Below are 26,229 nucleotides of genomic sequence, written 5' to 3'. Positions count from 1 at the left end.
GGGCAGCCCTTATGCCTCGGGCTTGTCAGCCAGTTCCAGCCAGCGCGCGAGGACGGCGTAGGCTTCTTCCAGCCCCTGGCGTTTCGGTGCCGAGAACAGCTGGATGGTGATGCTGTCACCCCAGCCCTTGCGGATTTCCGACTGCACCTTGAGCAGGGTGTTCTTGGCCGCGCCGAAGGTCAGCTTGTCGGCCTTGGTCAGCAGGATATGCATCGGCATGCCGCTGGCCTTGGACCAGTCGAGCATCATCTTGTCGAAGTCGGTCATCGGATGGCGCACGTCCATCATCAGGATCAGGCCCTTCAACGCCTCGCGGCTGCCCAGGTAGGCCTCGAGGTGGCGCTGCCAGTGCTGCTTGAGCGGAATCGGCACCTTTGCATAACCGTAGCCCGGCAGGTCGACCAAACGCCGATCGTCATCCAGACTGAAGAAGTTCAACAGCTGGGTCCGGCCCGGGGTTTTCGAGGTACGCGCCAGGCTGGCGTGGGTCAGGGTGTTGAGCGCGCTGGACTTGCCGGCGTTGGAGCGGCCGGCGAAGGCGACTTCATAGCCTTCGTCAGGTGGACACTGGTCGACCTTGGCGGCACTGAGGGCGAATCTTGCCGTCTGGCAAAGTCCGAGGATGGGGTTTTTGACTTGCATGGGATGTCCGAAGTGAGCGTTGCCCGGGGTGGGTGCGGCAGGGTGTGTCGTTTCCGTTTCGGCAACGGGAGTATATAATGCCCTAGATTTTGTGTGCGCATTATCCCAGCGTAGGAGGATGTGCACGGGGGCTCAGACTTTAAAGGTTGCGCACTAGAACGCAATGAGCTTCCAACCCTGAAGGGTCGTTCGATGACGAAATGGCTGCTTGCAATCGGTGTCTTGATACCGTTTTCCAGCGCTCAGGCTACACAGGATCCCGAGGCGTTGTACAACCGCACCTGTGCGGCCTGTCACGCCGGGCAGCTGCCACAGGCCCCGAAAGCCGGTGATCGTGCAGCCTGGGAGCCAAGGCTGGCGCAGGGTATGGAGATATTGGTCGGGCATGTAACCCAGGGTTTCAAGGCTATGCCACCGCGTGGATTGTGCATGGACTGCAGTGCCGAGGACTACCAGGCAATCATCCAGTGGATGAGCGGTAGGCCCGATACATAACTCTTTCACCCTTAGCCGTAGTTGGATTAGCTGATGAACAAACTGATCGTGAGTCTGCTGTTGACCCTGGGCGTTACAGGCGGCGCCAATGCCGCTGGCACTATCGTTGGCGATGCCGCTGCCGGTCAGGCAAAAGCGGCCGTTTGTGGGGCGTGTCACAGCCCGGACGGCAATAGCGTCGCGCCGAACTTCCCGAAACTTGCAGGCCAGGGTGAGCGTTACCTGACCAAGCAGCTCCACGACATCAAGGACGGCAAGCGCACGGTCCTGGAAATGACCGGCCTTCTGACCAACCTCGGCGACCAGGACCTGGCTGACATCGCCGCGTATTTCGCCAGCCAGAAAGGCAGCGTCGGTGCCGCCGACCCGGCCCTCGTCGAACGCGGGCGCGCCCTGTTCAACGGCGGTGACCTGTCCAAGGGCCTGCCGGCCTGTACCGGTTGCCACTCGCCCAATGGCGCGGGTATCGCATCCGCCGGCTTCCCGCACCTGGGTGGCCAGCACGCCCAGTACGTCACCAAGCAGCTGACCGACTTCCGTGAGGGTGAGCGAACCAACGACGGCGACGCCACCACCATGCGCACCATCGCTTCCAAGCTCAGCAACAAGGACATCCAGGCGCTGGCCAGCTACATCCAGGGCCTGCACTGATCCGTCCGGCGGCAACGTTAACGCTGCGTTAATGGCGCGTGCCGAACATGAAAAGGGTGGCCTCGGCCACCCTTTTTTCATTCTTCAGCCGTTACACTTACGAACTCGGACCCGCCTTGGCCTGTCAGAAAGACAAGTCGTTTCAGGGCGACTCAAAGACTGCACAGGAGCAAAGCATGCGTAATCTGATTCTCAGCGCCGCGCTGGTAGCTGCCAGCGTTTTCGGTATGACTGCCCAGGCCGCGGAACCGGTCGCCGGCAAGGAATACATCGAGCTGAGCAACCCGGTGCCGGTATCCCAACCGGGCAAGATCGAGGTCGTCGAACTGTTCTGGTACGGCTGCCCGCACTGCTACCACTTCGAACCGACCATCAATCCCTGGATCGACAAGCTGCCCGCCGACGTCAACTTCAAGCGCGTGCCGGCCATGTTCGGCGGCCCATGGGATGCCCACGGCCAGATGTTCCTGACCCTCGAAGCCATGGGCGTCGAGCACAAGGTGCATGCCGCCGTCTTCGACGCCATCCAGAACCAGCGCAAGCGCCTGACCGACCCGCAGGACATGGCTGACTTCCTCGCCACCCAGGGCGTCGACAAGGACAAGTTCCTCGCCACCTTCAATTCGTTCGCGATCAAGGGCCAGGTCAACCAGGCCAAGGAACTGGCGAAGAAATACGAGATCACTGGCGTGCCGAGCATGGTGGTCAACGGCAAGTATCGCTTCGACCTGGGCAGCGCCGGTGGCCCGGAAGGCGTGCTGAACGTTGCCGACCAGCTGATCGCCAAGGAGCGCGCCGCGAAGTAAGCGGCGATGATCATGGCGCGCTGGAGAAGCGAGCGGGTAGTCGGCCTGTGTGATCCACGGATCAACGAGCTGCATGTCGGCGAGGACAACCTGCCAAGGGACGGTCGCCTGCGCCTGCTCAGCTTCAATATCCAGGTCGGGATCAGCACCGAGCGCTATCGACACTACGTGACGCGCAGCTGGCAGCATCTGCTGCCGCATGTGGGACGCGCCGGCAACCTGCAGAAGATCGGCGCGTTGCTCAACGACTTCGACCTGGTGGCCCTGCAGGAAGCCGACGGCGGCAGCCTGCGTTCGGGTTATGTCAACCAGGTCGAGCATCTCGCCCATCTCGGTGCTTTCCCCTACTGGTACCAGCAGCTCAACCGTAATCTCGGGCGCTTCGCCCAGCACAGCAATGGCGTGCTGAGCCGGCTCAAGCCGCAGTTGCTGGAGGACCACCCGCTGCCCGGCCCTGCCGGTCGCGGGGCGATCCTGGTGCGTTTTGGCGATGGCGAGGACGCCCTGGTCGTGGTGATGATGCACCTGGCCCTTGGCTCCAAGACCCGCGCCCGCCAGCTTGCCTATATCCGTGAGCTGATCGGTGGTTATCGTCACCAGGTGCTGATGGGCGACATGAACACCCACGCCACCGACCTTCTGCAACATTCCCCGCTGCGAGACCTCGGCTTGATCGCGCCACAGGTCGAAGCCACGTTCCCCAGCTGGCGCCCGCAACGCTGCCTGGACCATATTCTGCTCAGCCCGAGCCTGACCCTGGAAAAGGTCGAAGTGCTTTCGCAGCCGATTTCCGATCATTTACCGGTCGCCGTTGAGATTCGTTTGCCTGACGCCCTGACTGTGGATACGCTTCCGGTTTTGCGTTAATCCCCCCTGATTGCGGGCCCGGGCATGAGCGACGAAGCAGAGCGCTGGAAAGAGAAGTACCTCAAGAGCATTGAACAGCAGGAAAAGCTGGAGCGCCGTTGGGAGGCCCGTCTCGACCTGCTGCGTCGCGGCCTCGTGCGCAGTACCCTGGCCGCTGAGGGCAGCGACCGTGTGGTAGACGAGTGCATGAAGGAAATGCGCGATGTCATCCGCTCCGACAACATGGACGCTGGTCTTGCCGGACTCATTCCCCGTCTCGAAAAAGCCGTGCTCGACTCCGAGCAGCGCCGTGCCACGCGGGTAACCCAGGTAATCACCGCGTTGACGTCGCTGGTCAACCAGCTGCAGACGCTGTCCTTGCCCAGCGAGGTGCGGCGTCCCTTAAAGAAGCTCGGCAAGCAGGTCGAGGCCCGTGCTGGCCAGTCGCGGGAAATCCCCTTGCTGTTGAGTGAGCTGAGCAAGCTGCAGGGCGAAGCGATCGGCGTGCTGACCCATCCCGAGGAACAGAACAGACCGGGCTTTCTGCAACGGTTGTTCGGCGGCCGCGATGCTCCGGAAGAAGTGCCGGCGGCGGCGCAGGTGGGCGAGGCGCCTGTCGTGCTGGCCCCGCCGAAGGCGGAAGTTGCCCCGGTTGCCGATATCGACGAGCTGCAACCTTCTTCCCGGGCACCCGATGCATGCGCAACCAGTGCGCCTGCGCCGGCTATCGATACTGCGCCTGAAGTGCCTGTCCCTGTGACCACGACCGCGGTCGCCGAGCCTGAGGTTGCCGATCCGGCTCCAATGGAACTGGAGGTGGTGGCGGAGTCCGCCAATCCAGAGCCTGTCGAAGCCGTCCCTCACGAAGAGGAGCCTGTGCAGCCGGAGCCCGCCGTGGAGCTGACCGCGGAACAGATGCTCTACGCCCTGCCCGACGGTACCGAGCCAACCTACAGCTCGGTGGCGACTCATATCGAGCACACCCTGCTCGGGCTGCTCAACGACCTGGCCCTGCCGGAGCGCCACCGTCCCCAGGCGGAGTCCATGCGCCAGCGCCTGGAGCATGGCCTGAACTGGTATGAGTTGCTTCCGGTGCTGGATGATCTGGCGGTACTGATGCTGGCCATCACCGACAGCGGGCAGCATGAGTTCGAAGCCTATCTGAAACAGCTCAATGAGCGTCTGGAGTCGTTCCAGAGCCATCTGCAGGAGGCCAGCGAAGGCCACGCCGACAATCAGTCCGCCGAACGTGACCTGAACAGCCAGTTGCGCGAACAGGTCGACGGCCTGCACAGCAGCGTGCAGGGCGCTGCCGATCTGGACAGCCTCAAGCACGTGCTGGAAGGGCGCCTCGAAGGGCTGCTCGGCGTCATGGACGAGCACCAGCAGCAGCGCGACAAGCGCGAAGAGGAAATGGCCAACCGCCTCAAGGGGCTGTCCGAGCGGGTCGCCCACATGGAGCAGGAGGCCCAGGGCTACCGCGAGCACCTGGAGGAGCAGCGTCAAAAAGCCTTGGTCGATCCGCTCACCGGCCTGCCCAACCGCGCCGCCTGGTCCGAGCGTCTCGAGCTGGAAGTTGCTGAATGGGAGGAAAAAGGCGGCCAGTTGCTGATGGCGATCCTGGACCTGGATCACTTCAAGCGCATCAACGACAGTTATGGCCACCTGGCTGGCGACAAGGTCCTGAAGATCGTCGCCAACGAACTGCGCAAGCGTCTGCGTCCGCGGGATTTCATCGCCCGCTTCGGTGGCGAGGAATTCGTTCTGCTGGTGCCACAGACAACCGTGACGGGTGGTCTACAGTTGGCGGAGAGCCTGCGTGCAGCGGTGGAGGCCTGCCCGTTCCACTTCAAGGGTGAGCGGGTCACCATTACCCTGTCGGTGGGTATTACCGAGTTTCGCGATGGCGAACGCAGCGACACGGTACTCAAGCGCGCCGACGAAGCGCTTTACCGGGCCAAGCATCTTGGACGCAATCGCTTGCAATTGGGGTAAGAGCGGACTGCCGGCGACACGTTATGCTATTGCATTACATACTTCTAAAAGGTAGTCCCCGTTCTCATGAAAGTGTTTTTCTCCATCCTGCTGCTGGCGCTTCTAGCCGGTTGTACCCACGGCCCGGCGCTGCGAATCGACCATAGTCATGTCTCGGCCAACCAAAACAGCCGCGTCCAATTCGTCGTCCTGCATTACACCAATGCCTCGCTGGAACGCTCGTTGGCCTTGCTGACCCACGGCGAGGTCAGCAGTCACTATCTGATCAGCGATGACGACAAAGGCACCATTTATCAACTGGTCGACGAAAACCGCCGCTCCTGGCATGCCGGTGTCAGCCAATGGGATGGCCGTACCTGGCTCAACTCTTCATCGATCGGCATCGAAATCGTCAATCCCGGCTTCACCGACACACCCAGTGGAAGGGTCTGGCATCCCTATACCGAAGCGCAGGTACAGTCGCTGATCCTGCTGCTGAAGGATATCGCCAAGCGCAACGACATCCAGCCGAAGTACATCATCGGGCACAGCGATATCGCCCCGCAGCGCAAGCTCGACCCCGGTCCGCTGTTCCCGTGGAAGCGCCTGGCCGACGAAGGGCTGGCTATCTGGCCGGATGCCCAGGCGGTGTCGCAGCAGCAAGCACTGTTCGCGGTGAATCCACCGAATGCTGTCTGGTACCAGCAGCAACTGGCGCGGTTTGGTTATGCGATCGAGCAGACCGGGGTATTCGATGTTGCCACCCGTCACGTGATCGCCGCGTTCCAGATGCGTTTCCGCCCGCAAAATTTCGACGGCCAACCGGATGCGCAGACGGCCGCGATGCTGCAGGTCCTCAACAGCCAGCGCTAGCAGGATCACTACAAAACCTGTGGGAGCTGGCTTGCCAGCGATTGCGTCAGTCCGGACAACATCGCGACATTGCCGGCCCCATCGCTGGCAAGCCAGCTCCCACAGGGGGCAGAGGTCGCCTGCAAGAAGCTTCACCGTCAAAACCCCGCCAAACGGCCAGGACGATATCCAACCAAGTTGCTATACCTTTGGTATGAAACGGGATATTGCCGATGTCGCCTGCCCTCCAGCTGTTACGCGGCCTGTTATATCGACCCTGGCTTCTGGCATCGCTGGCCGCCTCGGCAAGCGCCTTTTTGCTTCTGCTGGGCAGCCTGGGGCTGGCCATGCACCAGGTGCAGGTCAATGAAAGCGAGCGCATGAATGCCCGCGGTGAGCGGTTCCTGGAGCGCCTCGAGCAGATCTTCGGTCAGCTCCGACAGGGCGTCGACCAGTTGTACAAACAGCCCGTGCGCGGCTGCAGCTTCGAAATGTATTCCGCTTTGCAACAGGTCGCCTTCAACAATCGCTTCGTGTTCGAGGCGGCCTATATCGATGATCGACAGATCTGCTCCAGCCGCCTCGGCGATCGCACCTTCCAGTACTTGCCGCCCCCGGATATTCGCGGCCCCACCTACAGCTACTGGCTGAACACCAGCACCGAACCGGACGATAACCGTGCGGCATTGATCCTCGGTCGCGGGCCGTTTCGCGTTTCCACCTCTCGCGGACATCTCACCGATGTAGTCGATCTGCCCGCCGGCGGCAGCCTGCTGGTCGTTCTCGACCAGGGTACCCGTGCCGTGCCGGTTCTTGGGCCCGTACAACCTTGGCCACCGCCCAGCGGCGATTGGCCGCCAAGCTCGAAAACCGCCCTGATCGAGCTGCCCGACCGCTTGCTTTATCGAATGCCGACCCGATCACCGGATTACCAACTGGTGTTGATTGCCCCGCGTGTCAGCCAGCCGCTGAAGATGAGCGGTGCCCTTTGGCTGCTGTTTCCCGGCAGCCTGCTGCTGGCTTGGTGCATCGGCTGGGCGGTGTTGCAACTTATGCAGCAAAGCCGCTCCATGAGTTCGCAGTTGCAGGGCGCGTTGCGCCGGGGCGAATTGCAGGTGCTCTACCAGCCAATATTCGAACTGGCCAGTCGTCGCTGTGTCGGCGCTGAGGCCCTGGTGCGCTGGCGCCGCCCGGACGGTACCCTGACCAGTCCGGAGCTGTTCATCCCGCTGGCGGAAAATACCGGGCAGATCCGCCAGATCACTGATTTTGTCCTGCAGCGGGTGTTCGATCAGTTGGGTCAACTGCTACGCGCCAATCCGCAACTGTACGTCTCGGTCAACCTCGCGGCATGCGACGTAATGGTGCCGCGTATCGATCGGGTCGCCGCGCGCCTGCTGGCGAGCCATCATGTGGCGGCCAGCCAGATCGCCTTCGAGGTGACCGAGCGTGGCCTGATCGATGTGGCGATAGCGCGGGACAACCTTCAGGCGCTCCGGGCGCTGGGCCATCAGGTGTTGATCGACGATTTCGGTACTGGCTATTGCAGCCTTGCCTATTTGCAAACCTTGCCGGTGGACTGCCTGAAGATCGACAAGGCCTTTATCGACGCCCTCGGCCATGACGCGGCCAGCAGCGGTGTCGCCCCGCATATCATTCGCATGGCCCACGCCCTGCAGTTGCGGGTGATCGCCGAGGGGATCGAGTACGAGGAACAGGCCGTGCTGCTTAACAGCGAGGGGGTCAACTATGGCCAGGGCTGGCTGTTCGCCCATCCGCTGAACGCGCGGCAATTCGCCGAACTCATTACTCGCGGTCGCCGCCTCGGGCCTCGGCGGATCGACGACGAAGCCTGATCAGACCGGCAGGGCCATGTAGAACTGGGTCCCGTGTTCCGGCCGCGAATACACGCCCATACGCCCGCCGTGCAACTGCACGATTTCCTTGCACAAGGCCAGGCCGAGGCCGGCGCCGCCCTTCTTGCGTCCGACCTGGACGAAAGGCTCGAAGATCCTTCCTTGCTGGCTGTAGGCGATGCCTTCGCCGCTGTCCTCGACACTGACGATCACCCGCTCGCCGTGCCGACGGGCCTGCAGGCGGATATTGCCGTTCTTCGGCGTATGCCGGATGGCGTTGTCCAGCAGGTTGTCCATGACCCGATCCAGTTGCGCGATGTCCGCCTGGATCCGTGGCAAGGGCGAGCCCAATTCCAGTTGCAGCTCGATCTGCTTGGCCGCTGCGGCCTGGGCGTGGCGCACGCGGGCGCGCTCGAGCAGATCGTCGAGGGCACAGACGCTGCGCTCGAGCTTCTGCTGGCCACTCTGGTAGCGCGAAAAGTTCAGCAGGTCGTTGATCAGTTGGGTCAGGCGCTGCATTTCCTCGCCGATGGTATCCAGCAGGTCATTTTCGCGGCTTTCTTCGGGGAATTTGATTCGCTCCTTCAACAGACCGAAGGCCATGTGCATGCCGGTGACCGGTGTGCGCAATTCGTGGGAGGCACGCAGGACGAACTCGCTGCGCACCCGCTCGAAAGCGCGCTGTTCGGTGACATCGTGCAGCACCATCACGGCACCGAGGATCTGCCCGTCCGGGCGGCACACCGGGGTCAGGCTGTAGGTCAGGACGCGGTTTTCCTTGTCGATCTCCAGGTGCAGGTCTTCCGGGACCCGCTCCAGGCTGCCGCCGCGCAGGATCAGGTGCAGTTGCTGGTCCAGTTCGGGGCGCTGCAGTGCCTCGCCCAGGGGGCTGCCGGTGCGGGAGTCGTCCCAGCCCAGTTGGCGCTGGGCCACCGGGTTAAGGTGTTCAAGACGGCCTTGGCGGTCGATGATCAGCAGACCGTCGTCGATGCTGTCCAGCACCGCCTGCAAGCGTTGCTGGCCGGCCAGCAACTCATCGACATTAGTCGCCTGATGCTCGCGCAGGGCCTCGGCCATCAGGCCGAAGCGCTTGGTCAGCTGGTTGATCTCCAGGGCAGAAGTCACCGGCAGGGTCACGTCGAAATTGCCCAGGCCTACCTGGTCGGCGGCGCTGGCCAGCGCTTCGATGGGCTGGCCGAAGCGCCGGGCGATACCGTGGGCGGTGAAAAAGCCCAGCGCCAGCACGGCCAGTGCGACCAGCCCGAGCACGCCCGACATCAACACCGCGCGATCCCGGGAGATCTTCTCGGCATCGCGGATCTGTTCCACCGCCTGCTTGTGGTACGCAATCAGCGTGGCGCGCAGCTCGCTGAAAGCCTGGCCCAACGGTTCGTCGACGCTCAGGCTGCGTGCCGGCGAGGCGGCGGCCTTCAGTTGCTGGAGAAAGTCCTGGTACTTGGCATTGGCCTTGGAAAACTCCTGTTCGTTGTCACTGAACTGGCTTTCATGCTGCATGCCTTCATCGAGCAACTGCTGGAACTGCGCCTGCAGGTCCGCCAGGACGCGTGGGTCGCTGCCATCGTCGAGGAGCTGGGTCAACTGTTCGCTGAGGTTCTGCCGCAGCTTCAGGCCCATGTCGAGGACGAAGGTATTGTTGCGGATCATCGTCTGCTGCGAGCTGGCCATCTGCTGGACGCTCACCAGGCTCAGCAACAGGCCGAGCAGTGCGACGGTGATCAGCGCGGAAATGCTGAGAAACAGCCGTGTCCGCAGCTTCATCGCCCATCTCATAGGTTGTACTGCTTGCGCTTGCGGTAAAGGGTCGAGGCGTCGATGCCGAGGGTCTTGGCCGCCTGGTCGAGGGTATCGCTGGTGGCCAGCACCGCGCCGATGTGTGCCCGCTCCAGTTCATCCAGGCTCAATGCCGCGCCGATGCGCGGGGCGTTGCTGGCCGGCTGTTCGGCCATGCCGAGGTGGCTGACTTCGACCTTCTCCTGGGCGCAGATGATGCTGGCCCGTTCGATGACGTTGCGCAGCTCGCGGATGTTCCCCGGCCAGCGGTAATTGAGCAGCGCGGTGCGGGCTTCATCGCTGAAGGCCCGGGCCGGGCGCGAGTACTCCTTGACGAAACGGGCAAGGAAGCGCTCGGCCAGGGTCAGGATGTCTTCGCTGCGCTCGCGCAACGGCGGCAGGTGCAGGGTAATGACGTTGAGGCGATAGAGCAGGTCTTCGCGGAAGCGGCCTTCGCGGACCATGTCCTCGAGGTTGAGGTTGGTCGCAGCGAGAATGCGCACGTCGGCGCGGCGTGTCACCGGGTCGCCGACCCGCTCGTATTCCTTGTCCTGGATAAAGCGCAGCAGTTTGGGCTGGAGTGTCAGCGGGAAATCGCCGATCTCGTCGAGGAACAAGGTGCCACCGTCAGCTTGGTTGACCCGGCCCAGGGTGCTTTCGCTGGCGCCGGTGAAGGCGCCGCGGCTGTGGCCGAACAGCTCGCTTTCCATGAGTTCGGCGGTCAGCGATGGGCAGTTGATGGTCACGCAAGCCTTGCGTGCGCGCTTGCTCCAGCCATGGATGGCCCGGGCCAGTTCGCCCTTGCCGGTGCCGGACTCGCCGAGGATAAGAATGTTGGCATCGGTGGTTGCTACCTGCCGTGCGGTTTCCAGCACCACCATCATGGCCGGGCTGTGCGAATCGAGGCCATCCTTGGGTTTGCGCACCTCGCCTTCGAGGGCTTCCAGGCGCGCCGAGAGTTGCCGCACCTCCAGTTGCTTGGCGGTAGCCAGGCGCAGTTGATCAGGGCTGCATGGCTTGACCAGGTAATCGGCGGCGCCGGCCTGGATGGCATCCACCGCAGTGTCCACGGCCGAGTGGGCAGTGACGATGACCACGCGCATCCAGGGTGCGAGGATGCGCATCTGCGCCAACACATCGAGGCCGTTGTCTTCGCCAAGGCGCAGGTCGAGGAAGCACAGGTCGAAGACCTGACGCTGCAAAAGGGTCTCGGCCTGGGCCGCACTGTTGGCGGTGGCCACGGTATAGCCCTCGTCCTCCAGGCAATAGCGGAAGGTACGCAAGATGGCGGACTCATCGTCCACCAGCAGAATGCGGCCTTGAGGCTCCGGGGCTGACTCCATTTCCTACGCTCCTTGGGAATTATCTTGGTTAGTGTCGGAAAAATCGTGCAAGTTGCATGGCAGATTCTGATTCATTCGTTCCCTTCCATGCTAGCTCGCCGTTTTTCGTCCACCGTCGGGATTTCTGACGTTGAAAAACCGGCGTTTCACCATGCAAAAAGCACGACCGCCGCAGGGGGCATCGTGCAGGATGCGTTCCCAGGCCATTTCGGTCAAATCATAACTTATTGATTTATAAGAATAATTTAAGCTGCCGAAGGCTGGCATGCAGGCTGCAATGACCCTTCCAGGTCATAACGAACATGCAGCAAGAGGAGCCCGGCACATGAAACGCACTTCCGCCGCCCTGGTGCTTATATCGCCACATCATTTGCGTCAGGCGCTGTTTCTTGTGCTGGCGCTGTTGCTGACCCTGGTCGCCGGGCAGCTTTATCACGCCTGGCAGGCCAGCAAGGTCGAAAGCCAGCTCGCCGTGCAGGTGGTGCGCATCCATGAAAGCCGCGCCGCCCCGTTGCAAACCACTCCGATCATGCGCTCGCAAGTGCTGCCGGCCGCCAGTGTCGATGACTCGACGCCGGCTCCGGTACAGCGCTGGGTCTTTTGACCGCATGCGGACCGGGAACGTTTCCAAAACATAAGGAGTATCACCATGTTGAGTTGGGCCATTACCTTCCTGATCATCGCCATTGTCGCCGCTGTGCTGGGCTTCGGTGGTATCGCCGGCGCCGCTACCGGTATCGCGAAGATCCTGTTCATTGTCTTCCTGGTGCTGTTCGTGGCTTCGTTCTTCTTTGGTCGTCGCGGTCGAGGCTGAAGCCAATGAAAGGCGTGATACGCAGCGCCCTGGTCGCCGGCCTGTTGATGGCCGGCGGTTCGGCGGCAATGGCGGCCAATGACGGCCAGGTCCGGGCCAGTGAATTGCTCGGCACGGACCCCGAGTATCGGGAAACCTGGCAGGACGTGGTCAAGAAAGAGGAGCGACTGCCCGATTGGGTGCTCAACCTGAGCGGAGTGTCCGAACTGCAGATGTCCGCCGTCGAGGAAGATGGCGACAAGTACCTGGTCGGCCCTCTGTGCGAAAGCGCCGGTAAGTGCTTGAACAAGCGTCTGATCGTCGCTTTCCGTTGGGATAAGGAGAAAGCCTACGGAATGCTGGTGGAGGTGCCGGAAGGGCTACCGGGCGACAAGTCGCCGACCCGCCATGCCGATTACCGTTGGCTCGGTGATCCCGACGAAGGCATGCAGGCCATGCTCAGGGAACAGCTCAAACGTGATCCGAACTGGTACTGAGGCGCGACCGCGCGCGTCGGTGCCGTGACAGAAGCTGAACCTTTCCTGTGTTCACGCTTCTATGTTGCGCCCTCCCGAGGACGGTGGGTGCATGACCAGGGGGCCGGGCAGCTCTGATCGATGCAGTTCGGAGCAGCCTAGGGGTACAAGGAGTGCCTCCGTTGAGGGCCGGGTCAGGAAAGCAAATGCCGGGATCAGTCAGTCGGGGATGTCCGTGAATGGAACATCCTGGCGGGGCTGTCCCGGCAGCACCTTGTCCCGACAGATGGCAAATCTGCCATCCGTTCGTCTGTCGACGAAAATTTTTTTGTCAGTTTTCCTACATCATCGAAGGGCTTTTTCGCCCATTCGGATTGTCGAACGCTGATAGCGTCTATCGATTAAACATCCTGTGAATCTGCCGAAATATGGCGGATCGGTCCTATTCGGGATTCCGAACAGCTCGCGAAAAACCTCTTCCGACGCTTGATTTCCGCTCAAAATCTCATGCCGATTCGGCATGGGCTACTCGTTTCCGGCATTAGACTGCACCCCCTCCCGCCTGAATAGTTGCGCCTTTTTTCGCCAGCCAGCGACCGTCCCGGTTCGTTGGCAGCAACCTTCTGCGGTGCCTTTGACTGTTGCCGAAGAAGTCTCCAGATTGGCTAAAAGCCGCTCTGGAACGCCGGTTACAGCGCAATGCCCGTGTCCACTTGAACAAAAAGGTAAAGACATGAAGAAGGCAAAACTGAGCCTCGCCTGGCAGATCCTCATCGGTCTGGTGCTAGGTATCGCCATCGGCGCCTTGCTGAATCATTTCAGTGCAGAAAAGGCATGGTGGATCAGCAATGTGCTGCAGCCCGCCGGTGACATCTTCATTCGCCTGATCAAGATGATCGTCATCCCGATCGTGATTTCGTCGCTGATCGTGGGTATCGCCGGGGTTGGCGATGCGAAAAAACTTGGCAGTATCGGCCTCAAGACCATCATCTACTTCGAGGTGGTGACCACCATCGCCATCGTCGTCGGCCTGGTCCTGGCCAACCTGTTCCACCCAGGCGCCGGCATCGACATGAGCACCCTGGGCACCGTGGATATCTCCAAGTACCAGGCCACAGCCGCCGAGGTGCAGCACGAGCATGCGTTCATCGAAACCATCCTCAACCTGATCCCGTCGAACATCTTCGCGGCGCTGATGCGCGGTGAAATGCTGCCGATCATCTTCTTCTCGGTACTGTTCGGCCTGGGCCTGTCGAGCCTCAACGCGGACATCCGTGACCCGCTGGTCAAGACCTTCCAGGGCGTTTCCGAAGCCATGTTCAAGGTCACCCACATGATCATGAACTTCGCCTCCATCGGCGTGTTCGCGCTGATCGCCGTAACGGTCGCCAACTTCGGCTTCGCCTCGCTGCTGCCGCTGGCCAAGCTGGTGTTGCTGGTGTACTTCGCCATCGCCTTCTTCGCCTTCATGGTGCTGGGCCTGGTGGCGCGTCTGTTCGGCTTCTCGATCATCAAGCTGATGCGCATCTTCAAGGACGAACTGGTCCTGGCCTACTCCACCGCCAGCTCTGAAACCGTGCTGCCGCGGGTCATCGAAAAGATGGAAGCCTACGGTGCGCCAAAGGCCATCTGCAGCTTCGTGGTGCCGACCGGTTACTCGTTCAACCTCGACGGTTCCACCCTGTACCAGAGCATCGCGGCGATCTTCATTGCCCAGCTGTATGGCATCGACCTGTCGATCAGCCAGCAACTGCTGCTGGTGCTGACCCTGATGGTCACGTCGAAAGGTATCGCCGGAGTGCCGGGCGTGTCCTTCGTGGTACTGCTGGCGACCCTGGGCAGTGTCGGCATTCCGCTGGAAGGCCTGGCCTTCATCGCCGGTGTCGACCGCATCATGGACATGGCGCGTACCGCCCTGAACGTGATCGGCAATGCCCTGGCGGTGCTGGTGATCGCTCGTTGGGAAGGCATGTACGACGCCGAAAAAGGCCAGAAGTACTGGAACTCCCTGCCACACTGGCGCAGCAAGGAAGCCGTGGTGGCGGGCAAGACCGTCAACTCCTGAGTCCTGTACCGCGCTGAATGAAGAAGCCCCGCATTGTCGGGGCTTTTTCGTTGTCTACCAGGGCCCTATCGCTGGCAAGCCAGCTCCCACAACACCCTACCTGTGGGAGCTGGCTTGCCAGCGATAGGGCCATTAGCCCCAACACAACACTCGACCAGCCCGCTATCATTCAGCCCATCTTTGAGGGGAGTTCGTTCGGATGCTCAACGGCCTTTGGCTTGGTTTCTTCGTGGTGGCGGCCATTTCGGCGCTGGGGCAATGGCTGGTAGGCGGTAATGCCGGGATCTTCGCGGCGATGGTGGAAAGCATCTTCGCCATGGCCAAGCTCTCGGTGGAAGTGATGGTCCTGCTGTTCGGCACCCTGACGCTGTGGCTGGGCTTTCTCAAGATCGCCGAGCAGGCCGGTATCGTCGAATGGCTGGCCAAGGTCCTCGGCCCGCTGTTCCGCCGCCTGATGCCGGAAGTCCCGCCCGGCCATCCCGCCCTCGGCCTGATCACCCTGAACTTCGCCGCCAACGGCCTGGGCCTGGACAACGCTGCCACCCCGATCGGCCTCAAGGCCATGCGCGCCCTGCAGGAACTGAACCCGAGCCCGACCACGGCGAGCAACGCGCAGATCCTGTTCCTGGTGCTCAATGCCTCGTCCCTGACCCTGTTGCCGGTGACCATCTTCATGTACCGCGCCCAGCAAGGCGCGATGGACCCGACCCTGGTGTTCCTGCCGATCCTGCTCGCCACCAGTTGCTCGACCCTGGTCGGCCTGCTCTCGGTGGCCATCGTCCAGCGCCTGCGCCTGTGGGACCCGGTTGTGCTCGCCTACCTGATTCCCGGTGCGCTGCTGCTCGGTGGCTTCATGGCCACCCTCGCCGGGCTGTCGGCCAGTGCCCTGGCCGGCCTGTCGTCGATCCTCGGCAACCTGACCCTGTTCGGCCTGATCATCCTGTTCCTGCTGATCGGTGCGCTGAAGAAGGTGAAGGTGTACGAAACCTTCGTCGAAGGGGCGAAGGAAGGCTTCGATGTGGCGAAGAACCTGCTGCCGTACCTGGTCGCCATGCTGTGCGCCGTTGGCGTGCTGCGCGCGTCCGGGGCCCTGGAGTTCGGCCTGGAGGGCATTCGCCACACGGTGGAATGGCTCGGCTGGGACACCCGGTTCGTCGATGCCCTGCCTACCGCGATGGTCAAGCCGTTCTCCGGCAGCGCTGCGCGGGCGATGTTGATCGAAACCATGCAGACCCATGGCGTCGACAGCTTCCCGGCGCTGGTCGCGGCCACCGTGCAGGGCAGCACGGAAACCACCTTCTACGTGCTGGCGGTGTATTTCGGCGCCGTCGGTATCCAGCGCACCCGGCACGCCGTGGGCTGCGCCCTGCTTGCCGAGCTGGCCGGCGTGCTGGGCGCCATCGGCGTGTGCTACTGGTTCTTCGGCTGATACCGGCTGGCCTGGGCCACGGTCCAGTCCAGCAGTTGCGCCATGGCCTTGTCGGTCGCCTGGCCAAGGCCGTCGACCACCGTCGGCACGTTCTTGTCGCTCAGCAGCTGGCGCACCTCGAAGCGCCGGCTGACCAGGATGCGTTGGGTCCGTCCGTCCACCAGCCGCGCATCCAGGCGAATCACCGCCTCGACGCCCTGCGCCGTGTATTCGCTCTGGAACGCCTGCAGCTCGCCTGCCAGCTCGAGATCCGATTGCAGGTTGCTGTCGTCGGCGCTCAGGCGCGGTACCCGGCCGTCGCGCTGGAAGGCGTCGAGGATGCGATTACGCAACAGGGCCGGAGCCGGGTCGGTCCAGCGTGCGCCCTTGTAGGTGCTGATCACGTTGCCCTGTGGCACCACGGCGATGCGCGGCATGTCCAGCGCGTCGCTGGTGATCGGCTTGTTCACCCGCAGCGACCAGCTGACTGGCGCCGCACTGGATTGCGCGGTATGCGCCGGCAGGCGATAGACCTCGGCGTTCTCCGCCTTGGGCAGGATCGAGCAGGCACCGCTCAGGCTGATCAGCAGGGCCAGGGACAGACGGCTGGCGAGTCTCATGGCTCGAACTCCTTGCTTTGGTCACGGCCGAGCAGGTAGCCGCTGGGGTTGGCTTCAAGGCGGCGGGAAATGGCCTTGAGGGAATTGAGGGTGTCGCGCAGTTCACGGATCGCCGGGGACAGGTCGCGGAATCCCTGGGCGCCGCTGTCGATGGCGTCGCGGTTGCTTTCCAGCATGGCGTTGAGGGTCGCGGTGCTCCGGGCCAGGGATTGCATGGTCTGGTCGGCGCTGTCGAAGATGTCCGGCCCGCGCTTGGCCAGGAGTTGATTGGCGTTACGCATCAGGTCGCCGGTCTGTTGCAGGGCGGCGCCTGCCTGCTGGCCGAGGGTCGCCATCTGCTTGATCGCCAGTCTGATGTCCTCGCGCTGGGCGGAAACCGCGCCGGTGGTCTGCTCCAGGTTCTCCAGGGTGGCGCTCAGGCGGTTGACGTTGTCCTCGGAGAACAGCCGGTTGGCGTTGTGCAGCAGCAGGTTGATGTTGGTCACCAGGTCGCTGCTGTTGGTCAGCAGGCGGGCGATGGGCGATGGCGAGGCGACGATCACCGGCAGCTTGCCGCCCTTGCCCACCAGCGGCGGGCTTTCCGGGGTGCCGCCGCTGAGCTGGATCAGCGAGGTGCCGGTGACGCCGGTCAGGGTCAGCTTGGCCTGGGTGTCCTGCTTGATCGGAGTCTCGGCGTTGAGGCGGATATGCGCCAGGACCCGGCGCGGGTCCTCGGGGTCGAGGCGCAGGCTGATCACATCGCCGACCTTGATCCCGCTGTATTGCACGGCGCTGCCCTTGGACAGGCCGGTCACCGCCTCGTTGAAGACCACCTCGTAGTCCTTGAAGGTGGCATCGACGCTGGCCTTTGCCAGCCACAGGCCGAACAGCATGGCGGCGGCAACTACCAGCACGGTGACCATTCCGATCATTACATGATGCGCACGGGGCTCCATCTCACTTCTCCTTCAGCGCTGAGGCGGCATCGAGCGCCGCACGGCCACGCGGGCCATGGAAATATTCGTGGATCCACGGCTCGTCGTAGCCGGCCACTTCATCGATGGGGGCGGCCACCAGGACTTTCTTCTGCGCCAGTACCGCGACCCGGTCGCTGATGGTGTAGAGGGTGTCGAGGTCGTGGGTAATGAGGAACACGCTCAGGCCCAGGGCATCGCGCAGGGTCAGGATCAACTGGTCGAAGGCCGCTGCGCCGATGGGGTCGAGGCCGGCGGTGGGCTCGTCGAGGAACAGGATGTCCGGGTCCAGGGCCAGGGCGCGGGCCAGGGCGGCGCGCTTGATCATGCCGCCGGATAGCGAAGCCGGGTATTTGTCCGCCGCCGACTGCGGCAGGCCGGCCAGGGCCAGCTTGACCCCGGCAAGGTGCTCGGCATCGTCGCGGCTCAGGCCGGCATGCTCGATCAGCGGCAGGGCGACGTTCTCGGTCACGGTCAGCGAGGAAAACAGCGCGCCCTTCTGGAACAGCACGCCGAAGCGTCGTTCGATCAGCGAGCGCTCGGTCGGATTGGCCGCCAGCAGGTCCTGGCCGAACACCTTCACCGTGCCCTCGTTGGGCCGGCGCAGGCCGATGATGCTGCGCAGCAACACCGACTTGCCGCTGCCCGATCCGCCGACCACGGAAAGGATCTCCCCGCGGTACAGGTCGAGGTCGAGCTGCTCGTGCACGCTTTGTGCGCCGAAGCGGTTGCACAGGCCGCGCACCTGGATGACCGCCTCGCGGCCGCCTGCCCGGCTCACCAGCCCATCTCCATGAAGAACAGCGCAGCCACGGCGTCGAGCATGATCACCACGAAGATCGACTGCACCACCGCCGAGGTAGTGTGGGCACCGACCGACTCGGCGCTGCCACTGACCTTGAAGCCTTCCAGGCAGCCTATGGAAGCGATCAGGAAGGCGAAGAACGGCGCCTTTGCCAGGCCGACCAGGAAATGCTGCACGCCGATATCGTCTTCCAGCAGCGACAGGAACATGGCCGGCGAGATATCCAGCGACAGCGCGCAGACCACACCACCGCCAACGATGCCGCAGATCATGGCGAGGAAGGTCAGCAACGGCAGGGAAATCAGCAGGGCCAGCACCCGCGGGATCACCAGCAGCTCCACCGGGTCGAGGCCGAGGGTGCGGATCGCATCCACTTCCTCGTTGGCCTTCATCGAACCGATCTGTGCGGTAAAGGCGCTGGCGGTGCGCCCGGCCATGAGGATGGCGGTCAGCAGCACGCCGAATTCGCGAAGGAAGGAGAACGCCACCAGGTCCACGGTAAAGATGCTCGCGCCGAAGCTGGCCAGTACCGTGGCGCCGAGAAAGGCCACTACCGCGCCGACCAGGAAGGTCAGCAGGGCGACGATGGGCGCGGCGTCGAGGCCGGTCTGCTCGATATGGGCGACCACCGAGGTCATGCGCCAGCGCCTGGGCTGCAGGGCGCGGCGCGCCAGGGTGGTGACGATCAGGCCGATGAAGCCGAGAAGCTGGCGCGAGTCCTGCCAGAGGGTATCCACGGCGCAGCCGATGCGCGCCATCAACTGGGTCAGCACCGGCACTTGCGGGACGCGGGGCGGGATGCAGAACTCTGTCAGCGAGGCCTGCACGCTGCGCACCAGATGGCGGCTGGCCTCGGGCAGTGCATTGCACTGGTCCAGTTGCGCCACCCGGGCCGGGCCCAGCAGCTCGACGAGCAGCGAGGCGCCGGCTGTGTCGAGCTTGCCGAGCCGGTCCAGGTCGATGCGGGTGGTCTGGTCGTATTGGCCACTCAAGGCGGCGATGGCGTGCTTGAGGCCGGCATAGTGGGGTAGCGTCCAGTCACCGTCCAGGCGCAGGCAGGCCGGGTTCTGGCTGGTATCGAGCGTGACGTTGGCGGGGCTGGAAGTGCTGGTCATGGGCTGCGTCTATCCCTGGATGCGCCGCACAGCATAGCGTCACTGTGCCGCCGGTGCTTGACCGTCGTCCACAACCCGGAAGCGCAGCACACCGATTACCTGGCCGTCCTCGGTCAGCACCCGCACTTGCCAGCGCCCGACCGGGTTGGCCGGGAACACCTGCTTGTGGGTCCAGGCGCGATAACCTTCCTTGCGCCCACCGTTGATGTTCAGGGCGATGCGGTCCACTTCTTTGCCGTTGAGTTGCCAGACGTGGTAGATCCGCTCGTTCAGCCCGCGCGGCGCCTTGATCGCGGTGTAGGCGTACAGCCCGGCGCTGCGGATCTGGCTGGCGTTGACCTCCCTGAGGCTCTCGCTCGGCGTGCGGTCGCGGACATCGGTGGTGATCGCGACTTCGGTCATCCACAGGGTAGCCGGCGGCACCCAGGAGCGCAGCAGCCAGCCGGCGCCGCCGATGGCCAGGGTCACCAGCACCAGGGCGATGGCGCGTCGCGCGGTATTGACCGGGAAGCTGCTGATCAGGCTGGGGAAGGACAGCAGCATGGCGACGCCGAGGGCGAGCTTGAAGCTCTCGGCGGTGGTCAGGTGGAGGATGATCGGCAGCGCCGTGAGCATTGCGGCGAACAGGGTCAGGGTATGCAGGGCGAGGAACAGCCAGCGCCGTGGTGCGACCCATTTGTAGTAGAGCGGGTCGATGATCGAGACCAGCCCGGCAGCGCCGAGCAACCCGGTGAAGATCGCCTGGCCGCTGTTCCAGGTGGTGGTGACGAAGAAGAACGGCAGGACAAAGAACAGGCTTTCCTGGTGGATCATCTGCGTCGCGTAGCGCAACAGCGGCTGCGGAATCTCGCGCTTGAAGATGCGGGCGAAGAATTCGGTGAAGGTGTTTTCCAGCATCAGCCAGACCCAGCTCACCAGCATCAGGATCGCGACCCAGCTGGCCAGGCTCTCCTGGCGATCGACCAGGATGAAACTGCCGATACCGGAAACGAAACCGCCAAGTGCGATGACCCCGGGGTAGCGCTTGATCAGCTCGATGATGCGCTGGATGTAGATTGGCATGTTGGGGTGTTCGCTGAGGCTGAAAAATACGGTTACAAGGATACCTTGGTTTTTGCCTGTTCGGGCCTCATCGCTGGCAAGCCAGCGATAGGGCCCTCAAGACCGCCGCCGATACCAGACCCCAGCCCCGACCACGACCAGCACAACCCCCAGCACGCCGATCCAGAACAGTTCGTCATACCCGAGCAACGGCTTTTCCACCCTCACCCATCCGGCTTCCTTGAACACTTCGCGCATCGCCTGGTTGGCCTCGTCCAGGCTCACCCCGCGCAGCCGCTGCGCCGGATCGACGAACCTGCCATCGGCATAACTGTTCAAGGCGCCCCAGTAGTAATCCGCCAGTGCGCTGTTGCCCTGGGTCGTCCAGGCTTCCCGGGCAATCGCCGCCGCCTTGACCCGCTCGAAGGTCGCCGGATCCAGCCCTTCCTTGCGCAGGCGCTCGATCATTGCCTTCATGACCTTTTCCGCGTCTTCCACCTGGTCCCGTTCCAGATCGGCATTCAGGCTGAGCATGCCGCTGTCGCCGAAGCTCTCGCGCTGGCTCCATGGCCCGTACGACAGCCCGTGCTCAAGCCGAAGCTCGCTGTACAACGCCCAGTCCAGATAGCGCTGCAGCAGTTCCAGGGTTTCGTCGTGTTCGTTGTCCAGGACAGGTTCGAGGAACAGCCAGCTCAGCCGTGCGCTGTTGCCCAGCACGCCGCGAACCAGGGTGCGATTGCTCTCGGCCTGGCGCGTGACGCCATCGAGCGCCCGGCGCTCGGCAGGCTCGCCGGGCTCCAGCTCACCCCAGGCACGCTCCAGATAGGCCGGCAGGACCCGGTCGAGACCACCCACGACGATCAGGGTCATGTTGTTCGGCACGTACCAGCCTTTGCGGATTTCCTCGACCTGGTCCAGGGTCATGGCGTGGATATCGGAGCGTTCGGCGCACTTGAGCCCCAGTTCTATCGCCAGCTGGCTGCTGGCGCGCTGGCCGATGTCCTGGCGATCGAGCCAGCGTTGCAGATGAGAGTAATGCCCGCCGTCCTCCCGCTCGATGATGCGCTTGGACTGCGCCACGGCCTGCTCGTCGATCCGGGTGCGCTGGAGGATCGCCAGCAGCAGGTCGAGAACCTTGCGCTGGTTGCGCGCCGGGGCCTCGATGACGAAGGTGGTATCGGTGTTGCTGGTGTAGGCGTTCCACTCCCCGCCAAGGGCCTGCATGCGCTTTTCCAGGCCGCCTTCGCCGCTGTCGTCGATCCCGCTGAACAGCAGGTGTTCGAGCAGGTGGGGCAGCTCTTTCTGCTCGCACGGGAAATCGTCGAGGCCGACCCCGACCACCAGGCGGATCGATACGTGATCCCGTTCATAACCGGGCTTGAGCAGCACCTGCAGCCCGTTGGGCAGCAGATACCCCTCGACCTGGTTGCGATCGAGGGCAAAGCCGGGGGCACAACCCAGCAACAGGCAGACGAATATCAGGCAACGCATGCAGAACTTCCTTGAACCAGGTCGATGCGGTACGGGGTCACGGTGAGTGGATTTCATCCGGTACGCTGTCGATCAGCAGACCGCCAGTGTCGTTACCTCCGAGTACCACATAGGCACTGCTACAGAACAATGAATTCAATCTTTTCATGTCCGCGATCAATTCCAGGTGCAGGGCGCTGGTCTCGATGCTTTGCACCACCTTGCGCTGCAGGCGGCTGACATGGGCGTGGGCCAGGCGTCGCTCCTGGGCGCGGAAGCGGCGTTTTTCCCGTAGCAGCTGGCGCGCGCTCTCCGGGTCGGCGCTGAGGAATACCGAAAGGCCGAGGCGCAGGTTGGCCAGCAACTGGGCATGCAGGCCGGTCAGTTCCTCCAGGCCGACCTCGGAGAACTCGCGGCGCTGCGAGGTCTTCTGTTGCTGGATCTTGCGCAGCATGCGTTCGATCAGGTTGCTGGCCATCTTCAGGTTAAGGGCCAGCTCGATGATCTCGGCCCAGCGCTGGCTGTCCTGTTCGCTGAGGTCTTCCCGGGGCATCTGCGCCAGGTACAGCTTGATCGCGTTGTACAGCGCCTCGATATCTTCGCTAAGGCTGCGCATCTCCTGCGATACCGTGGTCTTGGTGCCCCGCAGTACGCCGTTCATGGCTTCCAGCATGCTGTCGACGAGATCGCCGAGACGCAGGGTTTCGCGCACGGCGTTGGCCAGGGCCAGGCTCGGTGTCGCCAGGGCGGCCGGGTCGAGGTGGCGCGGGGCGGTGCGGCCATTGGTGTCCGGGCGGTCCGGCATCAGCCAGGTGCAGACCCTGGCCATGAGGTTGACGGTGGGCAGCAGGGTCAGGCAACGCAGGGTGTTGTAGAGCAGGTGGAAACCGATCACCAGTTCCTGCGGACGAAAACTCAGGCTGTCCATCCAGTCGACCAGGGGGTGCAGCAGCGGAATGGTGATAAGCAGCCCCAACAGCTTGTACAGCAGGCTGCCCAGGGCCACCTGGCGCCCGGCAGTGTTCTGCATGCTGGTGCTGATGAAAGCCAGCAGGCCGCTGCCGATATTGGCGCCGATCACCAGGCCGATCGCCACCGGCAGCCCGATCACCCCGGCACCGGCCAGGGTAGCGGTGAGCAGCACGGCAGCCAGGCTGGAGTAGGACACCATGGCGAACAGCGCGCCGATCAGGGCATCGAGCAGGATGTCCCCGGTCAACGAGGCGAACAGCACCTTCACGCCCTGGGCCGTGGTGATCGGGGTGGCGGCTTCGACGATCAACTGCAGGGCAAGGATGATCAGGCCCAGGCCGATCCCGACGCGACCGAGCTGGCCGGCGCGGGTCTGCTTGCGCGAGAGGAAGAAGATCACCCCGAGGAAAATCAGCAGCGGCGACAGCCACGACAGGTCGAGGGTCAGCACCCGGGCCATCAGCGCGGTACCGACGTCGGCGCCAAGCATGATCGCCAGGGCCGGGGTCAGCGCCATCAGGCCCTGGCCGACGAACGAGGTCACCAGCATGGCCGTGGCGTTGCTGCTTTGCACCATGGCCGTGACCAGGATGCCGGCAATGAAGGCCAGCGGCCTGCGTGCCATGTTCTGGCCAATGACCCGGCGCAGGTTGGAGCCGTAGACCCTCAGGATCCCGGTCCGGACGATGTGCGTGCCCCAGATCAGCAGGGCGACGGCTGACAATAGATTGAGCAGGGTCAGCATGCTGGGCCCCCTGTTTGCGGTGCCCCATGGGGACAAAATGAACGACGCTCGGAGCCTGGCCGTGAATACGGCGGTTGTTTCCAGTGCTCCCTTTAAGCTTTAGCCCGCTGAAAGCCATGGCGCCAGCGGTTTTGCCACGACCTGGAATGAAAAAAGGCCCCGACGGGGGCCTTGATTCAATGACGGGCCAGTATTACTGACCCGGGATGCCTGCGCGAAGTTTCACCGCGTCGGCTTATTGCTCGCCACGCTTTTTCGCAATGGCCGTGCGCATGCGGATGTTGATTGTTTCCACCGCCAGGGAGAAGGCCATGGCGAAGTAGACGTAACCCTTCGGCACATGCACGTCGAAAGCTTCGGCGATCAGCACGGTACCCACGACCATCAGGAACGACAGGGCGAGCATCTTCAGCGACGGATGCTTGTCGATGAATTCGCTGATGGCCTTGGCGCAGAGCATCATCACCAGTACAGCGATGACGATCGCGGCGATCATTACCGGAACATGGGACACCATGCCCACGGCGGTGATCACCGAGTCCAGGGAGAACACGATATCGATGATCGCGATCTGCACGATGGTGAACAGGAACTTGCCCCCTGCTCCGCCGGCCGGCTCCTCGTTGCTCTCTTCCTCGCCTTCCAGGCCGTGGAAGATTTCCTGCGAGCTTTTCCACAACAGGAACAGGCCGCCACAGAACAGGATCAGGTCTCGCCCCGAGATGCCCTGGTCGAAGACCACGAACAGATCGTCGGTCAGGCGCATGACCCAGGTGATCGACAGCAGCAGCAGGATCCGCGTGACCATGGCCAGGGCCAGGCCGAAGATCCGCGTGCGTTGCTGCATGTGCTTGGGCATGCGGCTGACCAGGATCGAGATCATGATGATGTTATCGATGCCCAGCACGATCTCGAGTGCGGTCAGGGTAAAGAGGGCAACCCAGATTTCCGGGTTGGTCAGCCATTCCATGTGTGTTCCTTCGAGCGTAAAGCGTCGCGCACCGCAGCGGCGCGCGACAGGTTGGTTGAATCCCGTTTACTTAGAGGCTGCTGAACAGCGGAAAAATTCCCATGAGCAGCGCGGCGAACATTATGCACAGGCAGACCAGCACCGCCCACTTGAGCGTGAAGCGCTGGTGATCGCCGAACTCGATACCGGCCAGGGCCACCAGCAGGTAGGTCGATGGAACCAGCGGGCTGAGCAGGTGTACCGGCTGTCCGACGATCGAAGCGCGGGCCATTTCCACTGGCGAGATGCCGTAGTGGCTGGCGGCTTCCGAAAGCACCGGCAGTACCCCGTAGTAGAAGGCATCGTTGGACATGAAGAAGGTGAACGGCATGCTCACGATCGCCGTGATCACCGCCAGGTACGGGCCCAGTGCATCCGGGATCACTGCCAGCAGGCTCTTGGACATGGCGTCGACCATGCCGGTGCCCGACAGGATGCCGGTGAAGATACCTGCGGCAAAGATCAGGCCGGTCACCGCCAGGACGCTGCCGGCGTGGGCGGCGATACGGTCCTTCTGCTGCTGCAGGCAGGGATAGTTGACGATCATGGCGATACTGAAGGCGATCATGAACAGCACCGGCAGCGGCAGCAGGCCGGCGATCAGGGCGGCCATCAGCGCTGCGGTCAGGGCGCCGTTGAACCACAGCAGCTTCGGACGGCGGGCATCCGGGTACTGGGACACGGAGATTTCGCTGTGGTCGATCTCGTCGCCGGGCAAGTGCAGCTCACCGAGGCGGGCGCGCTCGCGCTTGCCGTACCAGTAGGCGATCACCAGGATGGCGGCGACACCGGCGAGCATGGCCGGGATCATCGGTACGAAGATGTCCGAAGGGTCTACATGCAGGGCGCTGGCGGCACGGGCGGTCGGGCCGCCCCACGGGGTCATGTTCATCACCCCGCCGGCCAGGATGATCAGGCCGGCCATGATCCGCGGGCTCATGCCCAGGCGGCTGTACAGCGGCAGCATGGCGGCGCAGCAGATCATGTAGGTGGTCGCGCCGTCACCATCGAGGGACACGACCAGGGCCAGCACGGCAGTGCCGACCGAGACTTTCAGCGGATCGCCCTTGACCAGCTTGAGGATCTTGCGCACGGCCGGGTCGAACAGGCCGGAGTCGATCATCAGGGCGAAATACAGGATGGCGAACATCAGCATCACGCCGGTAGGCGCCAGCTTGCTGATGCCCTCCAGCATCATCGGGCCGATCTTGCTGGAAAAGCCGCCGAACAGGGCGAACAGGATCGGTACCAGGATCAGCGCGATCAAGGCCGACAGGCGCTTGGTCATGATCAGGTACATGAAGGTGATGACCATGGCGAAGCCGAGGAAGGTCAGCATGGGGGGTACTCCAGGCGTAGGTGCGTCGGGACGGGACGAAACGGACGGATCAGCGGGTTGGGCGCTGGGGCTGGAGTAACGGCGGGAATTGCGGGCGCAGGACGGTACGGAAGGACATCGGAATCACCATTGTTCTTGTTGAATAGGCCGGGCATCCTGATT

At 63.2% G+C, this 26,229-nt stretch carries 24 protein-coding genes; 12 read left to right on the top strand and 12 right to left on the bottom strand.

All coding sequences use genetic code 11. The features are described 5' to 3' along the window. Positions 1-9: 9 nt before the first annotated feature. Positions 10-642, bottom strand: a complete 633-nt coding sequence (yihA, locus tag N7650_RS20725; protein WP_064303913.1) for a ribosome biogenesis GTP-binding protein YihA/YsxC — start codon at positions 640-642, stop codon at positions 10-12. 192 nt (positions 643-834) lie between these two features. On the opposite strand from yihA, the gene N7650_RS20720 reads away from it, so the two are divergent. The 7 genes from N7650_RS20720 to N7650_RS20690 all read left to right on the top strand — a co-directional run bounded on the left by N7650_RS20720 (position 835) and on the right by N7650_RS20690 (position 8,122). Next, positions 835-1,137 (top strand): c-type cytochrome, encoded by a 303-nt coding sequence (locus N7650_RS20720; RefSeq protein WP_009401707.1) that lies wholly within the window; start codon positions 835-837, stop codon positions 1,135-1,137. A gap of 33 nt (positions 1,138-1,170) precedes the next feature. Beyond that, on the top strand, positions 1,171-1,788 hold the full coding sequence (locus N7650_RS20715; protein ID WP_279899787.1) for a c-type cytochrome: 618 nt from the start codon (positions 1,171-1,173) through the stop codon (positions 1,786-1,788). A 176-nt stretch (positions 1,789-1,964) separates the two neighbouring features. Then, positions 1,965-2,594 carry a thiol:disulfide interchange protein DsbA gene (dsbA, locus tag N7650_RS20710; protein ID WP_009401704.1) on the top strand — a complete coding sequence of 210 codons (630 nt, stop codon included), beginning with the start codon at positions 1,965-1,967 and terminating at the stop codon, positions 2,592-2,594. Between the two features lie 9 nt (positions 2,595-2,603). Next, positions 2,604-3,461: an endonuclease/exonuclease/phosphatase family protein gene (locus N7650_RS20705; RefSeq protein WP_170395149.1), complete on the top strand. Its 858-nt coding sequence runs from the start codon at positions 2,604-2,606 to the stop codon at positions 3,459-3,461. Between the two features lie 24 nt (positions 3,462-3,485). After that, the gene (locus tag N7650_RS20700) at positions 3,486-5,435 is read left to right on the top strand and encodes a diguanylate cyclase (RefSeq protein WP_279899785.1); all 1,950 of its coding nucleotides are present in this window, start codon (positions 3,486-3,488) and stop codon (positions 5,433-5,435) included. Positions 5,436-5,501: 66 nt separating this feature from the next. Continuing rightward, positions 5,502-6,287 (top strand): N-acetylmuramoyl-L-alanine amidase, encoded by a 786-nt coding sequence (locus N7650_RS20695; RefSeq protein WP_279899784.1) that lies wholly within the window; start codon positions 5,502-5,504, stop codon positions 6,285-6,287. Positions 6,288-6,499: 212 nt separating this feature from the next. Then, positions 6,500-8,122 carry an EAL domain-containing protein gene (locus N7650_RS20690; RefSeq protein WP_279899783.1) on the top strand — a complete coding sequence of 541 codons (1,623 nt, stop codon included), beginning with the start codon at positions 6,500-6,502 and terminating at the stop codon, positions 8,120-8,122. On the opposite strand, the gene N7650_RS20685 is transcribed toward N7650_RS20690, so the two are convergent. Both N7650_RS20685 and algB read right to left on the bottom strand, forming a co-directional pair. Then, a complete protein-coding gene (locus tag N7650_RS20685; protein WP_279899781.1) occupies positions 8,123-9,913 on the bottom strand; it encodes a KinB sensor domain-containing domain in 1,791 nt (596 codons plus the stop codon). It lies immediately after the preceding gene. Continuing rightward, entirely contained in the window at positions 9,910-11,256 is a 1,347-nt protein-coding gene (gene algB / locus N7650_RS20680) for a sigma-54-dependent response regulator transcription factor AlgB (RefSeq protein ID WP_009401694.1), read from the bottom strand. The genes N7650_RS20685 and algB overlap by 4 nt, the downstream gene beginning before the upstream one ends. Before the next feature lie 325 nt (positions 11,257-11,581). Here algB and N7650_RS20675 point away from each other — a divergent pair, with 325 nt between their 5' ends. The 5 genes from N7650_RS20675 to N7650_RS20655 all read left to right on the top strand — a co-directional run bounded on the left by N7650_RS20675 (position 11,582) and on the right by N7650_RS20655 (position 16,019). Then, entirely contained in the window at positions 11,582-11,860 is a 279-nt protein-coding gene (locus N7650_RS20675) for a hypothetical protein (RefSeq protein WP_009401692.1), read from the top strand. Between the two features lie 45 nt (positions 11,861-11,905). After that, on the top strand, positions 11,906-12,070 hold the full coding sequence (locus tag N7650_RS20670; RefSeq protein ID WP_009401691.1) for a DUF1328 domain-containing protein: 165 nt from the start codon (positions 11,906-11,908) through the stop codon (positions 12,068-12,070). A 5-nt stretch (positions 12,071-12,075) separates the two neighbouring features. Further along, a complete protein-coding gene (locus N7650_RS20665; protein ID WP_009401689.1) occupies positions 12,076-12,546 on the top strand; it encodes an inhibitor of vertebrate lysozyme family protein in 471 nt (156 codons plus the stop codon). Between the two features lie 712 nt (positions 12,547-13,258). Next, complete coding sequence (gltP, locus tag N7650_RS20660; protein ID WP_279899780.1) at positions 13,259-14,590, top strand: glutamate/aspartate:proton symporter GltP; 1,332 nt, start codon at positions 13,259-13,261, stop codon at positions 14,588-14,590. A 199-nt stretch (positions 14,591-14,789) separates the two neighbouring features. Beyond that, positions 14,790-16,019, top strand: a complete 1,230-nt coding sequence (locus tag N7650_RS20655; RefSeq protein WP_279899779.1) for a nucleoside recognition domain-containing protein — start codon at positions 14,790-14,792, stop codon at positions 16,017-16,019. Here N7650_RS20655 and N7650_RS20650 read toward each other — a convergent pair. The 9 genes from N7650_RS20650 to N7650_RS20610 all read right to left on the bottom strand — a co-directional run bounded on the left by N7650_RS20650 (position 16,001) and on the right by N7650_RS20610 (position 26,067). Further along, positions 16,001-16,618 carry an ABC-type transport auxiliary lipoprotein family protein gene (locus tag N7650_RS20650; RefSeq protein ID WP_279899777.1) on the bottom strand — a complete coding sequence of 206 codons (618 nt, stop codon included), beginning with the start codon at positions 16,616-16,618 and terminating at the stop codon, positions 16,001-16,003. The two genes, N7650_RS20655 and N7650_RS20650, sit on opposite strands and share 19 nt — an antisense overlap. Then, a complete protein-coding gene (locus N7650_RS20645) occupies positions 16,615-17,553 on the bottom strand; it encodes an MlaD family protein (protein WP_279899776.1) in 939 nt (312 codons plus the stop codon). The genes N7650_RS20650 and N7650_RS20645 overlap by 4 nt, the downstream gene beginning before the upstream one ends. 1 nt (position 17,554) lies before the next feature. After that, positions 17,555-18,352 (bottom strand): ATP-binding cassette domain-containing protein, encoded by a 798-nt coding sequence (locus N7650_RS20640; RefSeq protein WP_279899774.1) that lies wholly within the window; start codon positions 18,350-18,352, stop codon positions 17,555-17,557. Beyond that, positions 18,349-19,491, bottom strand: coding sequence for an MlaE family lipid ABC transporter permease subunit (locus N7650_RS20635; protein ID WP_009403414.1), 1,143 nt, complete (start codon positions 19,489-19,491; stop codon positions 18,349-18,351). The genes N7650_RS20640 and N7650_RS20635 overlap by 4 nt, the downstream gene beginning before the upstream one ends. Positions 19,492-19,530: 39 nt before the next feature. Next, on the bottom strand, positions 19,531-20,553 hold the full coding sequence (locus tag N7650_RS20630; protein ID WP_009403418.1) for a DUF5924 family protein: 1,023 nt from the start codon (positions 20,551-20,553) through the stop codon (positions 19,531-19,533). 96 nt (positions 20,554-20,649) lie between these two features. Next, complete coding sequence (locus tag N7650_RS20625) at positions 20,650-22,023, bottom strand: pitrilysin family protein (protein ID WP_279899772.1); 1,374 nt, start codon at positions 22,021-22,023, stop codon at positions 20,650-20,652. Positions 22,024-22,060: 37 nt separating this feature from the next. Further along, positions 22,061-23,719: a Na/Pi cotransporter family protein gene (locus tag N7650_RS20620; RefSeq protein ID WP_279899771.1), complete on the bottom strand. Its 1,659-nt coding sequence runs from the start codon at positions 23,717-23,719 to the stop codon at positions 22,061-22,063. Positions 23,720-23,954: 235 nt separating this feature from the next. Next, positions 23,955-24,689, bottom strand: coding sequence for a TerC family protein (locus N7650_RS20615; RefSeq protein WP_009403423.1), 735 nt, complete (start codon positions 24,687-24,689; stop codon positions 23,955-23,957). A gap of 70 nt (positions 24,690-24,759) precedes the next feature. Then, complete coding sequence (locus tag N7650_RS20610) at positions 24,760-26,067, bottom strand: CitMHS family transporter (protein ID WP_009403428.1); 1,308 nt, start codon at positions 26,065-26,067, stop codon at positions 24,760-24,762. Positions 26,068-26,229: the final 162 nt, after the last annotated feature.

Source organism: Pseudomonas sp. GD04058, from assembly GCF_029836855.1.
In the GTDB taxonomy this organism is placed as follows: domain Bacteria; phylum Pseudomonadota; class Gammaproteobacteria; order Pseudomonadales; family Pseudomonadaceae; genus Aquipseudomonas; species Aquipseudomonas bharatica.
The sequence above is the reverse complement of the archived record's forward strand: the minus strand, read 5'-3'. Positions and strand labels throughout refer to the sequence as shown.

Excerpts from the sequence above, each read along its gene's own strand:
- yihA (WP_064303913.1), bottom strand. The coding sequence starts at position 642 with ATGCAAGTCAAAAACCCCATCCTCGGACTTTGCCAGACGGCAAGATTC.
- N7650_RS20720 (WP_009401707.1), top strand. The coding sequence starts at position 835 with ATGACGAAATGGCTGCTTGCAATCGGTGTCTTGATACCGTTTTCCAGC.
- N7650_RS20715 (WP_279899787.1), top strand. The coding sequence starts at position 1,171 with ATGAACAAACTGATCGTGAGTCTGCTGTTGACCCTGGGCGTTACAGGC.
- dsbA (WP_009401704.1), top strand. The coding sequence starts at position 1,965 with ATGCGTAATCTGATTCTCAGCGCCGCGCTGGTAGCTGCCAGCGTTTTC.
- N7650_RS20700 (WP_279899785.1), top strand. The coding sequence starts at position 3,486 with ATGAGCGACGAAGCAGAGCGCTGGAAAGAGAAGTACCTCAAGAGCATT.
- N7650_RS20695 (WP_279899784.1), top strand. The coding sequence starts at position 5,502 with ATGAAAGTGTTTTTCTCCATCCTGCTGCTGGCGCTTCTAGCCGGTTGT.
- N7650_RS20690 (WP_279899783.1), top strand. The coding sequence starts at position 6,500 with ATGTCGCCTGCCCTCCAGCTGTTACGCGGCCTGTTATATCGACCCTGG.
- N7650_RS20685 (WP_279899781.1), bottom strand. The coding sequence starts at position 9,913 with ATGAGATGGGCGATGAAGCTGCGGACACGGCTGTTTCTCAGCATTTCC.
- algB (WP_009401694.1), bottom strand. The coding sequence starts at position 11,256 with ATGGAGTCAGCCCCGGAGCCTCAAGGCCGCATTCTGCTGGTGGACGAT.
- N7650_RS20675 (WP_009401692.1), top strand. The coding sequence starts at position 11,582 with ATGAAACGCACTTCCGCCGCCCTGGTGCTTATATCGCCACATCATTTG.
- N7650_RS20670 (WP_009401691.1), top strand. The coding sequence starts at position 11,906 with ATGTTGAGTTGGGCCATTACCTTCCTGATCATCGCCATTGTCGCCGCT.
- N7650_RS20665 (WP_009401689.1), top strand. The coding sequence starts at position 12,076 with ATGAAAGGCGTGATACGCAGCGCCCTGGTCGCCGGCCTGTTGATGGCC.
- gltP (WP_279899780.1), top strand. The coding sequence starts at position 13,259 with ATGAAGAAGGCAAAACTGAGCCTCGCCTGGCAGATCCTCATCGGTCTG.
- N7650_RS20655 (WP_279899779.1), top strand. The coding sequence starts at position 14,790 with ATGCTCAACGGCCTTTGGCTTGGTTTCTTCGTGGTGGCGGCCATTTCG.
- N7650_RS20650 (WP_279899777.1), bottom strand. The coding sequence starts at position 16,618 with ATGAGACTCGCCAGCCGTCTGTCCCTGGCCCTGCTGATCAGCCTGAGC.
- N7650_RS20645 (WP_279899776.1), bottom strand. The coding sequence starts at position 17,553 with ATGGAGCCCCGTGCGCATCATGTAATGATCGGAATGGTCACCGTGCTG.
- N7650_RS20635 (WP_009403414.1), bottom strand. The coding sequence starts at position 19,491 with ATGACCAGCACTTCCAGCCCCGCCAACGTCACGCTCGATACCAGCCAG.
- N7650_RS20630 (WP_009403418.1), bottom strand. The coding sequence starts at position 20,553 with ATGCCAATCTACATCCAGCGCATCATCGAGCTGATCAAGCGCTACCCC.
- N7650_RS20625 (WP_279899772.1), bottom strand. The coding sequence starts at position 22,023 with ATGCGTTGCCTGATATTCGTCTGCCTGTTGCTGGGTTGTGCCCCCGGC.
- N7650_RS20620 (WP_279899771.1), bottom strand. The coding sequence starts at position 23,719 with ATGCTGACCCTGCTCAATCTATTGTCAGCCGTCGCCCTGCTGATCTGG.
- N7650_RS20615 (WP_009403423.1), bottom strand. The coding sequence starts at position 24,689 with ATGGAATGGCTGACCAACCCGGAAATCTGGGTTGCCCTCTTTACCCTG.
- N7650_RS20610 (WP_009403428.1), bottom strand. The coding sequence starts at position 26,067 with ATGCTGACCTTCCTCGGCTTCGCCATGGTCATCACCTTCATGTACCTG.